This is a genomic window from Opitutia bacterium (assembly GCA_016217545.1).
Taxonomy (GTDB): domain Bacteria; phylum Verrucomicrobiota; class Verrucomicrobiia; order Opitutales; family Opitutaceae; genus Didemnitutus.
The window spans coordinates 107,576-122,201 of sequence record JACRHT010000004.1; the positions used below are offsets into that span (position 1 = coordinate 107,576).

The 14,626-nt window shown below is 66.1% G+C and carries 13 protein-coding genes; 9 read left to right on the forward strand and 4 right to left on the reverse strand.

Features of this window, described 5'->3' with window-relative positions:
* Nucleotides 1–63: 63 nt before the first annotated feature.
* The 5 genes from HZA32_04225 to HZA32_04245 all read left to right on the forward strand — a co-directional run bounded on the left by HZA32_04225 (nt 64) and on the right by HZA32_04245 (nt 4,973).
* Nucleotides 64–669, forward strand: coding sequence for a polysaccharide export protein (locus tag HZA32_04225; GenBank protein ID MBI5423266.1), 606 nt, complete (start codon nt 64–66; stop codon nt 667–669).
* Nucleotides 670–698: 29 nt separating this feature from the next.
* Complete coding sequence (locus HZA32_04230; GenBank protein ID MBI5423267.1) at nt 699–1,238, forward strand: DUF2062 domain-containing protein; 540 nt, start codon at nt 699–701, stop codon at nt 1,236–1,238.
* Nucleotides 1,239–1,286: 48 nt separating this feature from the next.
* A complete protein-coding gene (locus HZA32_04235; GenBank protein MBI5423268.1) occupies nt 1,287–2,750 on the forward strand; it encodes an amino acid permease in 1,464 nt (487 codons plus the stop codon).
* A 22-nt stretch (nt 2,751–2,772) separates the two neighbouring features.
* Nucleotides 2,773–4,272, forward strand: a complete 1,500-nt coding sequence (locus tag HZA32_04240; GenBank protein MBI5423269.1) for an amino acid permease — start codon at nt 2,773–2,775, stop codon at nt 4,270–4,272.
* A 110-nt stretch (nt 4,273–4,382) separates the two neighbouring features.
* A complete protein-coding gene (locus tag HZA32_04245; protein MBI5423270.1) occupies nt 4,383–4,973 on the forward strand; it encodes an ankyrin repeat domain-containing protein in 591 nt (196 codons plus the stop codon).
* Between the two features lie 140 nt (nt 4,974–5,113).
* Here HZA32_04245 and hemB read toward each other — a convergent pair whose 3' ends face one another.
* The gene (gene hemB / locus HZA32_04250) at nt 5,114–6,127 is read right to left on the reverse strand and encodes a porphobilinogen synthase (protein ID MBI5423271.1); all 1,014 of its coding nucleotides are present in this window, start codon (nt 6,125–6,127) and stop codon (nt 5,114–5,116) included.
* A 425-nt stretch (nt 6,128–6,552) separates the two neighbouring features.
* On the opposite strand from hemB, the gene HZA32_04255 reads away from it, so the two are divergent.
* Nucleotides 6,553–7,968 (forward strand): cysteine--tRNA ligase, encoded by a 1,416-nt coding sequence (locus HZA32_04255; GenBank protein ID MBI5423272.1) that lies wholly within the window; start codon nt 6,553–6,555, stop codon nt 7,966–7,968.
* A 115-nt stretch (nt 7,969–8,083) separates the two neighbouring features.
* Nucleotides 8,084–8,545, forward strand: coding sequence for a transposase (locus HZA32_04260; protein ID MBI5423273.1), 462 nt, complete (start codon nt 8,084–8,086; stop codon nt 8,543–8,545).
* Between the two features lie 24 nt (nt 8,546–8,569).
* On the opposite strand, the gene tsaA is transcribed toward HZA32_04260, so the two are convergent.
* Nucleotides 8,570–9,250 (reverse strand): tRNA (N6-threonylcarbamoyladenosine(37)-N6)-methyltransferase TrmO, encoded by a 681-nt coding sequence (gene tsaA / locus HZA32_04265; protein MBI5423274.1) that lies wholly within the window; start codon nt 9,248–9,250, stop codon nt 8,570–8,572.
* Between the two features lie 130 nt (nt 9,251–9,380).
* Between tsaA and HZA32_04270 the strand changes: the two genes are divergently transcribed.
* Together HZA32_04270 and HZA32_04275 are read left to right on the forward strand one after the other, a co-directional pair.
* Nucleotides 9,381–11,327, forward strand: a complete 1,947-nt coding sequence (locus HZA32_04270) for a threonine--tRNA ligase (protein MBI5423275.1) — start codon at nt 9,381–9,383, stop codon at nt 11,325–11,327.
* 71 nt (nt 11,328–11,398) lie between these two features.
* Nucleotides 11,399–11,899: a tetratricopeptide repeat protein gene (locus HZA32_04275; GenBank protein ID MBI5423276.1), complete on the forward strand. Its 501-nt coding sequence runs from the start codon at nt 11,399–11,401 to the stop codon at nt 11,897–11,899.
* A gap of 137 nt (nt 11,900–12,036) precedes the next feature.
* Here the strand turns inward: HZA32_04275 and HZA32_04280 are convergent, their stop codons facing one another.
* Complete coding sequence (locus tag HZA32_04280) at nt 12,037–13,629, reverse strand: aldehyde dehydrogenase (NADP(+)) (protein ID MBI5423277.1); 1,593 nt, start codon at nt 13,627–13,629, stop codon at nt 12,037–12,039.
* Between the two features lie 40 nt (nt 13,630–13,669).
* The gene (locus HZA32_04285) at nt 13,670–14,563 is read right to left on the reverse strand and encodes a dihydrodipicolinate synthase family protein (protein ID MBI5423278.1); all 894 of its coding nucleotides are present in this window, start codon (nt 14,561–14,563) and stop codon (nt 13,670–13,672) included.
* Nucleotides 14,564–14,626 lie beyond the last annotated feature (63 nt).

Here is a 14,626-nt window from a genome sequence, read left to right on the forward strand (position 1 = left end):
CGCGCGACCGGGCCGCTCCGGTGTTGCATCGGCGCAAAGCTTCGCGCAGTAACGACGCACTTCATGCGCCTTTCCCGCTCGCTGTCGTCCGTCGTCGTGATTGTCGCACTCGCCGCACTCAGCGGCTGCGAGAGCAACCCGTCCAGCGCCGCCGCCTCCGCCGCCCGTAATCCCAAAGTCGCGGCCTCATCCTCGGCAGCGCAGCTCCGTTCCGGTGATTCGCTCACGGTGACGCTCAGCGGCATCCCCGATCCGAGCAACAACCCCGTGCAGATCGACGAGCAGGGCGCGATCAGCCTGCCCTTTCTCGGCGTAATCCCGGCCGCCGGACAGAACACCGGCGAACTCTCCAACGCGATCCGCCAGGCCTACCTCGACCGCAAGTTCTACACCTCGATCAGCGTCTCCGTCACCGTCACCGAACGCTACGTCTACATCGGCGGCGAGGTGCAGCGCCCCGGCCGCATCCCGTGGTCACCCGATCTCACGCTCGCCAAGGCCGTGCAATCCGCCGGCGGCTTCACGCTCTACGCCAAGGAAACGAAGGTCACGCTCACCCGCGACCGGAAAGCCTACGAGTTCGACGTGAAGCTCGCGCAACGTCAGCCCGACGAAGATCCCCTCCTCTTCCCCGGCGACTCGATCCAAATCCCGCGCTCCGCTTTTTGAGCGCCACCGCCTCAGCCACCACGCGACTCATGCGGCTTCCTCTTTGGGCTCATCGCTGGCTGCACCGCCGCCGGCTCTCCCGCAAAGGCCTCAAAGGCTCGTTCCTCCACTCGAAGCTCGGCGACCGCCTCCTCGACAAGGCGCTGTGGATGCCGACGCCCGGCAGCATGGCGCGGGCGTGGCTGATTGGGTTTCCCATCACGACGATCCCGTTTCTCCCCGCGCAATCGCTCATCGCCGGCGTCGCGGGATTTTTCGGCCGCGCCAATCTCCTCCTCTGCATCGGCCTCCAATTCATCTCCATGCCGCTCACGGCGCCGGTGCAGCTCTCCGCCTGCTATTTCGTCGGCCGCGTCGCGCGCGGCGAGCCGCCGTTCGAAGTCTGGGATCACCTCATGGCCAACCCGAGCGCGGTGTGGTCGGGCGACGCAGTGTTCACGCTCTACCTCGGTTCGATCATTCTCGGGCCTGCCGTGGGATTGATCGGCTACGCGGCATTCATGCTGCTCTGGCCCGACCATTTGCCGAAGCTCCCGCGACGCAAGAAACCCGACCCAACCTCCTCTTGACCCGCTCCGCCCCTCCGCCTTTCTCGACCCACCCCCACCCGTTACCCTATGAGCCTGTTTAAAACCAAGTCCATCGCCCAGCTGCAGGCTGAGGCGGCCGGCGATCAGCGCCTCAACAAGACGCTCTCCGCCACGAACCTCGTCAGCCTCGGCATCGGCGCCATCATCGGCGCAGGCATCTTCGTGCTGACCGGCCAGGCCGCCGCGCAATACGCCGGTCCCGCCATCGCGATCTCGTTCGTCATCTCCGGCCTCGGCTGCCTCTTCGCCGGCCTGTGCTACGCCGAATTCGCGGCCATGGTGCCGATCGCCGGCAGCGCCTACACCTACAGCTACGCGACGCTCGGCGAGTTCTTCGCGTGGATCATCGGTTGGGATCTCATCCTCGAATATCTCTTCACCGCGCCCACCGTCGCCGTCGGTTGGTCGAGCCACTTCGTGACCTTTTTGCACGACTTCTGCGGCATCACATTTCCCGCCCATCTCGCCAACGCCCCATTCAATTTCGTCAACGGCGAGTGGGTCTCCACTGGTGCCATCGTGAATCTCCCCGCGATGGCCATCATCGCCTTCCTCACCGTGCTGCTCTACGTCGGCATCAAGGAGTCCGCCAACTTCAACAACGTGATGGTCATCACCAAGGTCACCGTGCTCCTCGGTGTCATCGGCTTCGGCCTCTGGTTCATCTTCACGCACTTCGCCCAGGCCCAGGCCAACTGGACGCCTTTCATCCCGGAAAACACTGGCGTGGACGGCCAGTTCGGCTGGAGCGGCATCATGCGCGGCGCGGGAGTGATTTTCTTCGCCTACATCGGCTTCGACGCCGTCTCGACCTCCGCGCAGGAAGCCAAGAATCCCCAGCGCGATATGCCGCGCGGCATCATCGGTTCGCTGATCGTCTGCACATTCATCTTCATCGCCGTCTCCCTCGTCCTCACCGGCATGCAGAAATACACCGACCTCAACAACGCCGCCCCGGTCGTCAACGCCCTCATCGCGGCCGGCGCGCCGGCGTGGCTGCGCTTCGTCGTCGAGATCGCCGCCATCGCCGGCCTCAGCTCGGTCATCCTCGTCATGCTCATGGGCCAGCCGCGCATCTTCTTCTCGATGGCCAACGACGGCCTGCTCCCGGCCACCTTCGCCAAGGCCCACCCGAAGTTCAAGACGCCCTACGTCACCACCGTCATCACCGGCGTGCTCGCGGCCATCATCGGTGGCTGCCTGCCGCTCTCCCTCCTCGGCGAACTCGTTTCCATCGGCACGCTCTTCGCCTTCGTCATCGTCTGCGCCGCCATCATCGTTCTCCGCTACAAGCAACCCGACCTGCCCCGTCCCTTCAAGACCCCGCTCGTGCCGCTCGTGCCCCTTCTCGGCGCCGGCATCTGCTTCTGGCAGATGGCGTCGCTTCCGCGCGACACTTGGATCCGGCTCATCGCCTGGATGGCCATCGGCATCGTGATCTACTTCACCTACAGCCGCCGCCACTCGAAGCTGAACAACCCGGGCAAGTAACCGCCCGCGCCACGCCGCCGCCATGAGTCTCTTCCGCACGAAACCCATCGCCGATCTCCAAAAGGAGGCCGGCGCCGAGCACGGCTACAAGCGCACGCTCGGCCCGATCAGCCTCATCTCGCTCGGCATCGGCTCCGTGGTCGGCGCCGGCATCTTCGTGCAAGCCGGCCCCGCCGCCGCACTCTACGCCGGACCATCGATCGCGCTGTCCTACGTTGTCGCCGGCATCGCGTGCCTCTTCGCCGGCCTGTGCTACGCCGAGCTGTCGTCGATGATCCCCGTCTCCGGCAGCGCCTACACCTACACCTACGGCAGCCTCGGCGAATTTCTCGCCTGGATCGTCGGCTGGTGCCTCATCCTCGAATACCTTTTCTCCGGCGCAGCCGTCGCCGTCAGCTGGTCCGGCACCGTCAACGACATCGTCCGCGAATTCGGCACCCAATTGCCCGCCGCCTTCGCCAACGCCCCGCTCGACATCGACCCCGACCGCACCATTCCGATCAATCTCGGTTTCACCGTCCTCCAGCTGCAGACGCTCAAGACCACCGGTGCGCTGATCAACCTTCCCGCCGTCTTCATTTCGCTCGTCCTGACCTACGTGCTCTACATCGGCATCAAGGAATCGGCCAGCTTCAACAACCTGATGGTCGTGATCAAAGTCGGCGTGCTCCTCGCGCTTGTCGGCTACGGCGCCTACTATTTCTTCGGCCATCCGGCCGTGCCCAAGGCCAACTGGACGCCCTTCATCCCGGACAACACCGGCACGTTCGGCGAGTTCGGCTGGAGCGGCATCTTCCGCGGCGCAGGCGCGATCTTCTTCGCCTACGTCGGCTTCGACTGCGTTTCCTCCGCCGCGCAGGAAACGAAGAATCCGCAACGCGACCTGCCCATCGGCCTGCTCGGCACGCTGCTCATCGTCTCGGTGCTCTTCATCGCCGTGTCGCTCGTGCTCACCGGCATGGTCCACTACTCCAAGCTCAACGTCGGCGCGCCCATCATCTACGCGCTCCAGCAGGCTCAGGCCCCGGCGCTCTTCCGCTACCTCGTCGAAATCGCCGCGCTCGCCGGCCTCACTTCCGTCATCCTCGTTTCGTTGCTCGGCCAGCCGCGCATCTTCTACTCGATGGCGCGCGACGGCCTGCTGCCGTCCTACTTCGCCAAGATCCACCCGAAATACGGCACGCCGCACGTCACCACGTGGATCACCGGCATCTCCTGCGCCGTCATCGCCGGGCTCTTCCCGCTCAACCTCCTCGGCGAACTCATCTCGATCGGCACGCTGCTCGCCTTCGCGCTCGTCTGCGCCGGCGTGCTCGCGCTGCGCCGCACGCAGCCGAATCTTCCGCGTCCGTTCAAGACCCCGCTGGTCCCGCTCGTGCCCATCCTCGGCGTGATCACGTGCGTCGTGCAGATGTTCTCCCTGCCCGCCATCACGTGGCTGAATCTCACCGTCTGGATGGCCATCGGATTCGCGGTCTATTTCGGCTACAGCCGCCGGCACAGCCTGCTCGTCAGACGCTGAGCGCGGGCGCCGCGGCCGCATTTCCCGGTCTCGGATTTTTTCGGCGGACCTAGGAAAACTCCCGCCTCCGCGCATTGCGGCCGCGCGGGCTTTTCCGCGCAATCGCCGCCATGATCGCTCCGCTTTTCCGGCTCGGCCTCCGGCTCGCGCTCGCGTCCGTCATCTGCTCCAGCGTCGCCGGTGCGACCTCCGCCACGCCGACCGCGCGCCTGCTCGAGGCCGCCCTTCACGGCAACCTGCAGGAAATCCGCCGCGCGGTGCAGGACGGCGCGGAGATCAACGCCCGCAACGCCAACGGCGACACCGCGCTGAGCCTCGTCGCCAAACTCAGCTACTACAACGTCGTGCGCTTCCTCGTCGAACAAGGCGCCGAGGTGAACGTCGCCAATCACGACCGCATCACGCCGCTTCACTGGGGCGTCGAATACAACAACGTCCGCATCGTGAAACTCCTCCTCGAGAAAGGCGCCGACGTCCACGCCACCGACAAGATCCAGGAGACCCCGCTGCATTGGGCCGGCTGGACCGGCAGCCTCGAAGCCGCGAAGCTCCTGCTCGACTACGGCGCGAATCCCTACGCCGGCAACAACACCGGCGTGACGCCCATCTTCAACGCGCAACGCCAGGAACACACCGAACTCCACGAACTGCTCACGCGCGAGGAATACCGCCGCAAGTTCAAGCCCGACGCCACGCGCTGACGCGCCGTTGGCGCGCGCCATCCGCCGCCCCAGCGCCGAGGGTGCCGCGCAGCCCGAGCCCGGGCACAAAAAAGCGCCGGACGAAAGCCGGCGCTCATGGAGCGGATTGCCGAGGTCTTTCAGCCCTCGGCGCTCGACGCTCAACCCTTGTAGGCCTTGGCAAACTCCTTCGCGAAATACGTCAGGATCATGTCCGCCCCGGCGCGCTTGATCGCGAGCAGCGACTCGTTGCGCGTGCGCACGAGATCGAGCCAGCCGAGCCGCGCCGCCGCATGGATCTGCGCGTATTCGCCCGACACCTGATAAGCCGCGACCGGCGTCTCGGTGGCGTTGCGCACGTCGCGAATCACATCGAGGTAGGCGCCGGCCGGCTTCACCATCACGACATCTGCGCCCTCGGCCACATCGAGCTGCATCTCGCGAATCGCTTCGCGCCGGTTCGCCGGGTTCATCTGGTAAGTCGCCTTGCTGAGCAACCGCGTGCCCGCGGCCTGCGCGCTGCCCACGGCGTCGCGGAACGGCCCGTAGTAGGCCGAATTGTATTTCACCGAATAGGCCATGATCGCCGTGTCGGAGTAACCCGCGGCCTCGAGCGCCTGGCGGATCGCGCCCACGCGACCATCCATCATGTCCGACGGCGCCACGAAATCCACGCCCGCCTCCGCCTGCATCACCGCCATCTTGGCGAGGATCGCGACGGTGCGATCGTTATCGACGTTGTCCTTCTCGGCATTAAGCACGCCGTCGTGGCCGTGCGTCGTGTAAGGATCGAGTGCGACATCCGTGATGATCGAAAGCTCCGGCACGGCCTTCTTCACCTCGCGCACGGCGCGGAGGATGAGCGTCTGCGGATTGAGCGCTTCGGTGCCATTCTCGTCCTTCAGCTTCGAATCGAGCTTGGGAAACAGCGCCACCGCCGGCACGCCGAGCGCGTGGATTTCCGCGCACTCCTTCACGAGGTCGGCGATGTTCAGTCGAAACACGCCCGGCATGGATCCGATCTCCTCCGGTGCGGGCGAGCCGTCGACCACGAACAGCGGCGCGATCAGGTCAGCGGGACGCAACACGGTTTCCTCGACCATCGCGCGGCGGCTGGCGAAACGGCGCAGGCGGCGCGGACGATGCGTGAGCACGAACTTCGATTCGTTTTGCATGGATGAACGCAAACGGTAGCCGCTCCCCCGCCCTCCGGCTATGGAAATCTTGCCCTTCGCACCGCGGATTTTGCCGCTGTAGGAGCCTGTGCGTTGCGCATTCCGCCAATGTAGGAGCCTGCTTGCAGGCGACCAAAACGCTCGTCGCATGCTTCCTCTGAGCGTCCGGAAGGTCGCTGGCAAACGAGCTCCTGCAGGAATGAAGCTCGCGCGATATCGCTCCAAGCAACGCGCCTCCTTCAATTCTCCCCTCACCTCGCGCGCCAGCACGTCCGCATTTGCCAACCCGCCCGTTTTCCGTTTCCAACTTCCCCTCCGCGTCATGCCCATCCGCCTCTACGATTCCCTCCTCGCCTCAGCTTCGCTGGGGACGAGCCGCGCCGTAGCCTTGGCGTAGGCGGGACCCGCGCTAGAAATCGCCCCCCATGCCCATCCGCCTCTACGATTCCCTCACCCGCAGCCTCCGCGAGCTCACGCCCGGCGAAAAAGACGGCGTCTTCCGCTTCTACAACTGCGGCCCCACGGTCTACGCGCCGGCGCACATCGGCAATTTCCGCACCTTCTCCGTCAACGACGTCCTCCGCCGCCTGCTCGAACTCGAGTTCGGCGCCGCCAAGGTGAAACACGTCCGCAACCTCACCGACGTCGACGACCGCACGATCACCCAGGCCAAGAAAGAGCAGCGCCCGCTCGGCGACATCACCAAGCACTGGACCAAACTCTTCCACGAAGACTGCGCCGCGCTCAACCTCCTCCCGCCCCACGCCGAGCCCACCGCCACCGGCTACATCAAGGAGCAGGTGAACATGATCGAAGTGCTCATGGAGAAGGGCCACGCCTACCGCGCCGCCGACGGCTCCGTGTATTTCAAGATCGAGTCCTTCCCCGGCTACGGCGGCCTCTCGCGCATCAAGGAGCGCGAACTCAAAGCCACCAACACCGTCGCCGACGCCGACCACAAGGACTCCGTCTCCGACTTCGCCCTCTGGAAAGCCTACAAGCCCGAGGAAGACGGCCTCGTCTCCTGGGCCGGCCCGCGCGGCGCCGTCCCCGGCCGCCCCGGCTGGCACATCGAGTGCAGCGCCATGAGCAAATCCATCCTCGGCGACACGATCGACCTCCACACCGGCGGCGTCGACCTGCTCTTCCCGCACCACGAAAACGAGATCGCCCAGAGCGAGTGCTGCAACGGCACGCACTTCTCGCGTCACTGGTATCACAGCGAGCACCTGCTCGTGAACGGCACCACGATGTCGAAGTCCAAGGGCAACTACTACACCGTCCGCGACCTCATCGCGCTCGGCCACTCGCCGCTCGCCATCCGCTACGCCCTGCTCGCCGGCCACCCGCGCAAGCAACTCAACTTCACCCTCGAGTCGCTCCACGCCGCCGAGAGCGCGCTGAAGAAGCTCCTCGTCATCTGCACCGTCCTCCACGACCCGAAGTATCGCGTCGCCGGCAACGGCGCGCCCAGCCGCCTCGTCGAAGTCCTCGACCTCCTCCGCGACGACCTCAACACGCCCGGCGCCCTCGGTGCGCTCTTCAAGCTCGGCCACGAGATCATGACCGGCATCGGCGGCGGCCCGACCGACGCCGACGTCGCCACGCTCGACCAGATCCTCGGCGTGCTCGGCTTCGAAGCGACGAAGCTCAACCAACTCGCTGCCGCCCCCAAGGCCGAAGCCCCCGACGACATCAAAGCCCTCGCCGAAAAGCGCTGGGCCGCGAAAGCCGCCAAGGACTTCGCCGCCGCCGACACCTTGCGCAAAGAACTCGCCGCCGCCGGCTGGTCCATGCTCGACCGCAAAGACGGTTACAGCCTCGAGCCGGTGAAGAAGTAAGCGCCGCCGATGTAGCCGGGGTCGCTGACCCCGGTCTTTCTCCTTCCCCCGGGGTCAACGACCCCGGCTACAATTTCGCCTTGAGCCAACGCGCTCGACGAATGGCATTTCAACTGTGTCTTCGCACAAGCACCTGAAGCGCCTGAGCAATGTCTGGGAGACACAACCGGTCTACTTCATCACGATCTGCACCGAAGGACGCCGCAAACTGCTCGCCAACGATCAGGCGCACGAAATTCTCCGTGCCGAGTGGAACGGTCTTCGCGAGCGATACCGTTGGGCCGTTGGCCGATATGTGGTGATGCCCGACCACGTGCATTTTTTCATCACCGGCGAAAAGGACGCCGCCGCTCTGTCCACGACCATCGGCAAATGGAAGGAATGGACCGCCAAGCGCATCCTTGCCGCCTCGGCGATTTCCGCTCCGCTGTGGCAGCCCGAATTTTTCGATCACCTGCTGCGCTCCAACGAATCACGAGCAGAAAAGTGGCTCTACGTCCGCGAGAATCCAGTTCGCGCCAACCTGGTCGCGCAAGCAGACGATTGGCCCTACGCCGGCGCCATTCACTTCGAGTAATGTAGCCGGGGTCAGCGACCCCGGCTACACGGACACCCGCCGCGCCTCCACCACCTCGATCCGCCCCGCCGTCGCGCGCCAGCGGATATTCCACTCCGCGACCGTCATGCCATACACGCGATCCGCCTCCGCGGCGTGATACGCCGGTTGCAAATCCAGCGCGAGCAACTGACGCACGAGCGTCGCCACGCCCTCGGGCAACCGCGCCGCGATTTCCTCGGGAATCACCACTTCATTCGCCGCGCGCATCGTCGGCGCGTCCTTCGCCCAATCGGACCGCGCGTCCGGCTTCGCCTCGCACCACGGCAGATACGGCTTCACGTCGTAAACCGGCGTGCCGTCCACCGCATCGATCCCCGCCACCCGCAACGCTCCCGCTTCGATCGCGTGCAACTCGACCAGCGATAGTCCGAGGCCGTTCGGTCGCGCGGGAGAGCGTGAGGCGAAGACGCCGACGCGCTCATTCCCACCGAGCCGCGGCGGACGCACCGTCGCCGAGCCGTCCCACGGCGGGTTGCAGTGAAAGCCCGTGATCAGCCACACGTGCGAGAAATTCTCCAGCCCGCGCACGAACTCCGGCGCGGCGAACTCCGGCAAAAACTCCACGCGTCCCTCCGCCGCCGGCACGAGGCCGGACTGGCGCGGCACGCCGAATTTCTCGGCGAACGGCGTGCGGAGCACAGCGATGGGACGGAGTTCGGGCACGACGCACTAGCGCCGCAAAACCGCTTAGGGCGCAAAGCATAAATTCCGCGCGTTGACAGCGGGCGGGTTTCCCGGCGTCGTTTTTCGTTCCGGCCCTCCAATCGTAAGGAGGACCACAACCCACATCACCATGTCCATGACTCCCCTCGAGGAAATCCGCCACTCGTCGTCGCACGTGTTGGCCACTGCTGTCCTGCGTCTCTTCCCCGACGCCAAGCTCGATATCGGCCCGCCGACTGACACCGGCTTCTACTACGACATCGACCTCGACCATAAGCTCACGATGGACGACCTCGCCCGCCTCGAAGCGGAGATGAAGAAGGTCATCGACGAGAACCAGCCTTTCCAGCGCAAGGAAGTCTCCCGCGAAGAAGCCATCGAGATCATCAAGTCGCGCGGCCAGGAACGCTACAAGCTCGGCCGCCTCGCCGACATTCCCGAGGGCGAAAAAATCTCGTTCTACACCAACGGCGAATTCTCCGACCTCTGCGCCGGCACGCACGTCCGCTACACGAAACAGATCAAAGCCTTCAAGCTGCTATCCATCGCCGGCGCCTATCACCGCGGCGACGAGAAGAACAAGCAGCTCCAACGCATCTACGGCACCGCCTTCGCCTCGAAGGACGAGCTCGCCGCCTACATCACGCAGCAGGAACAGGCCAAGCTCCGCGACCACCGCAAGCTCGGCAAAGATCACAAGCTTTTCCACATCGACGAAGACGTCGGCCAAGGCCTCATCCTCTGGACGCCCGCCGGCTCGATCATTCGTCAGGAGCTGCAGTCGTTCATCGCCACCGAGCTCCGCCGCCAAGGCTACTCGCAGGTCTTCACGCCGCACATCGGCCGCCTCGCGCTCTACAAGACCTCGGGCCACTTCCCCTACTACAAGGACTCGCAGTTCCCGCCCGTCGTCGAACGCGACTACCTCGACCAGTTGGTCAACTCCGGCTGCTCCTGCGCCGAGATGTCCAACCGCATCGAGGCCGTCTCGCAGAAATTCGCCGACACGATCAACGAGCGCACCGGCAAGGAAACCATCGGCAAGGACCGCGTCCTCCCCGACGACCAGCTCATCGACGGCTTCCTCCTGAAGCCGATGAACTGCCCGCACCACATCAAGATCTTCGACTCGCAGCCGCGCAGCTACCGCGACCTGCCCGTGCGCCTGGCCGAGTTCGGCACCGTCTACCGCTGGGAACAATCCGGCGAGCTCAACGGCATGACCCGCGTCCGCGGCTTCACGCAGGACGACGCCCACCTTTTCTGCACGCCGGAACAAGTCGCGCAGGAAGTCCTCGGCTGCCTCTCGCTCGTGAAGACCGTGCTCACCACGCTCGGCATGTCCGACTACCGCGTGCGCGTCGGCCTCCGCGATCCCGACGGCAAGAAATTCGCCGGCGACCCCGAGAAGTGGGACCTCGCCGAAAACGCCTGCCGTGAAGCCGCCAAGACGCTCGGCGTCCCCTTCACCGAGGAGCCCGGCGAAGCTGCGTTCTACGGCCCGAAGATCGACTTCGTCGTCCGCGACGTCATCGGCCGCGAGTGGCAGCTCGGCACCGTGCAGGTCGACTACGTGCTCCCCGTGCGTTTCGGCCTCAGCTACATCGGCGCCGACAACACCGCGCACACGCCCGTCATGATCCACCGCGCGCCCTTCGGCTCGATGGAGCGTTTCTGCGGCGTGCTCATCGAGCACTTCGCCGGCGACTTCCCGCTCTGGCTCGCGCCCGAGCAGGTCCGCATCGTCCCGATCTCCGACAAGGTGATGGACTTCGCCAAGACCGCGCTCGCCGAGTTCCAAGCCGCCGATCTCCGCGTCACGCTCGACACCCACTCCGACAAGCTCGGCGCCAAGATCCGCCGCGCCGAATTGGAGAAAGTGCCCTACGTGCTCGTCGTCGGCCAAAAGGAAGCCGAGCTCGCCAGCGCCTCGCTCCGCAGCCGCGCCAAGGGCGACGAAGGCGTGCACAAGATCGCCGACCTCGTCACGCGCTTCAAACAGGAGATCGCCACCCGCGCCCTCCCGGAAAAGAAGCCCGCTGCACCGGCTCCGGCCGCCAACGCACCGAAAGCCTGATTCCGACCGGTAGGGCGAGTCGTTCCGACGAGCCGCGGCTCACCGAGGACGGTTCGCCCTACCTTTTTGCGATGCCCGAATCGCCTGAACTTCCGCCCTGGAAAGACGAACTCGACGCCATCGTCGGCGCGCGCGCGCACGGTCAGTTCAACCAACTCCTCCCGCGCCTGCAGGACCTCGACACACGCCATCCGAACGTCGCCGAGATCGCCTACCAGATCGCGTGGACCTGCGACACGCTCGGCCGCCACGAGCAAGCGCTGCCCGCCTACGAAAAAGCCATCGCGCTGGGCCTGCCGCCGAACGAACTCTCCAACGCTTTCATCGGCCTCGGCTCCACGCTCCGCGCGCGCGGCCAACTCGAGCGCTCGGCCGAAGTGCTGCGCGCGGCGAAACTCCAATTCCCTGACAACCGCGAGTTCGACGCCTTCCTCGCCCTGACGCTGCACGCGCAGGGCCAGCACGGCGAGGCCCTCGCGCTCGCGTTGGAGACGCTCGTCGACACGACCGAAGACCCCGGTCTCACCGCCTACGGCCGCGCCCTGCGCCACGCCGCCGCGAAGCTGACCTGATGCTTCGTGAAGGGCCCGCGTCCCCGCGGGCCACAAGCCGCCCGTCGCCCTCCATCGCGAGAGCCTCCCTGCACTGCACCGCGCGCCCCGGCCCGCGAGGACGCGGGCTCTCCACGGCGCGGCCCTGGCTCAAGCCCTCAAACCGCTGCGCTCGTCCACTCGCCGTTCACGAGCCGCCGCAGCCCGAGCGGGTTTGCGTTCTGCAACTCCGGCGGGAGCAACTCGTCCGCGAAACTCTGATAACACACGAGTCGCGCCCAGCGATGCAGCGCGCGCGTGCCGACCGACGTGCTGCGTCCGCCGTCGCTCGTCGCCGGATACGGCCCGGCGTGCACGATCGCGTGACTGACTTCGAGGCCGGTCGGATAACCGTTGAGGATCACGCGCCCGGCTTTCGCCGCGAGCAGTTCGATCAGTTCCGCAGTCTCCAGCGCCTTCGCCTCGTCCGCCGCGGCGTGCAAAGAGGCCGTCAACGATCCTTCGAGCGAGCGCGCCACTTGCACCATCTCCGCGCGGTCCTTGCACCAGACGACCAGCGAGCTGGGGCCGAAAATCTCCTCCGAAAACTCGTGATTCCCGATGAAGAATTTCGCCTCCGTCTCGAACCAAACCGGCGCGGCCGAACACACTGACGACGCGTTGCCGCGCGCGATCACACGCACGCCGGGCTGCGTCGCGCGCGCGGTCGTGCCGGTGACGAACGCGTTCTTGATTCCCGGCGTGAGCATCACGCCCTCGAGCGTCGCCGAGAGCCGCGCCGCGAGCTCCTTCACGAATTGCTCCGCTTCCGCCGAACGCTGCAGCACGATCAAACCGGGGTTCGTGCAAAATTGTCCGACCCCCGCGAGCGACGACGTGTAGAGTCCCTCGACGATCCCCGCACGGCGCTCCGCGAGCGCGCCCGACAGCAGGAACACCGGATTGACGCTGCCCATCTCCGCGTAGACCGGAATCGGTTCCGGCCGCGCCGCCGCGAGATCCGCGAGCGCGCGCCCGCCCTTCAGCGAGCCCGTGAAACCCACCGCCTTCACCGCCGGATGTTTCACCAGCGCCTGACCGACTTCGAAGCCCGCATCGAACAGCAGTGAGAACGTTCCCTCCGGCAGCCCGCAGTCGCGCACCGCATGCAAGATCAGCCGGCCCACGAGTTCACTCGTGCCCGGGTGCGCCGGGTGCGCCTTCACGATCACCGGACAACCCGCCGCGAACGCCGACGCCGTGTCGCCGCCCGCCACCGAGTAGGCGAAGGGAAAATTGCTCGAACCGAACACGACCACCGGCCCAATCGCGCGCAACATCGAGCGATGATCGGGCTTCGGCAGCGGCTGCCGCTGCGGCTGCGCGGTCTCGATGCGTGCATCGAGCCAGTCGCCGCGCTCCGCCGCCTCACCGTAGAGCCGCAGCTGGTTCGCCGTGCGCGCGACTTCGCCCTTCAAACGCGCCTCCGGCAGACCGGTTTCGATCATCGCGCGTGCGACGAGGTCGCCGGACTTTGCCTCGAGGCTGTCCGCGATGCGGCGCAAAAACTCGTTGCGCCTCGCGCCGGACAGCTTCGCCCACACCGGTGCCGCTTCGACCGCGAGTTGCACCGCGCGATCGACGTCGTCGGCGGTCGCCGACGCGAAGCCGGGCTCGATCTGCGCACCAGTCGAAGGATTGAACGCCTTGAACACGGCCCCGCCGGGGCCGCTCGAACCGAAGCCGATGAGGTTGCCGCCGTCGGGTTTCATGAGGAGAGGGTTGGCGCGCCCGCCGCGAAGCGCAAGCCGCTCAGAGCCGCGGCCGATCCTTCAGCGCCTGCGCGAGCACGGCGCGAGCGTGCGCGAGATCGGCGCCAGCCAGTTCGAGACGCGGCGGCCGCACGTGCGGCGTGCCGCGTCCGACCTCCGCCTGCACCCATTTGATGAGCTGCACGAACTTCGGGACGGTATCGAGTTTCAGGAGCGGCAGGAACCACTTGTAGAGTGCCAGCGCACGCGCTTTGTCGCCGCGCGACGCGTAGTCGAACAGCACGACGCTCTCCTCGGGAAACGCGTTCACGAGTCCCGCAATCCAGCCGACCGCGCCGGCGTAAACACCTTCGACGATCGCATCGTCCATGCCGACAAGCACGTCGAGCCGGGTGCCGCACGCCGCACGGATCGCTGTCACGCGGCGCACGTCGCCGCTGGATTCCTTCACGGCGCGCAGATTGGGATGCTCCGCCGCCAGCTCTGCGACCTGCTCGGGCAGGAAGTCCGTTTTGTAGGCCGGCGGGTTGTTGTAGAGCATGCACGAGAGCGGCGTCGCGGCGATGATCGCACTGACGTGCGCCTTCATCTCGCGCCAGTCACTCGAGTAAACGTAGGGCGGCAGCACCATGAGGCCCTTCGCCCCGGCGGCTTCCGCGGCCTTGGCCATCGCGACGGCCTCAGCGGTGGTCAGCGACGCGATGCCGAGCGCCACCGGCGCGCGCTCACCGACGGCGGAGACGGCGGTTTTCACGACCGCGATTTTCTCTTCAAACGTCAGCGTCTGCGCCTCGCCGAGCGAACCGCAGCACACGATGCCCGTGCAACCGCTGTCGATCATCCAGCCGCAATGCGCCGCGAGCGCTGCGTGATCGACCGACAGGTCGGCGTTCAGATTCGTGGTGATGGCGGGGATGACACCTTTCCAGTTCATGGGATAAGAATCCTTTGGAGGGCTCGCGTCCCCGCGGGCCGTTATGGTTGGGTTAGCGCAAGC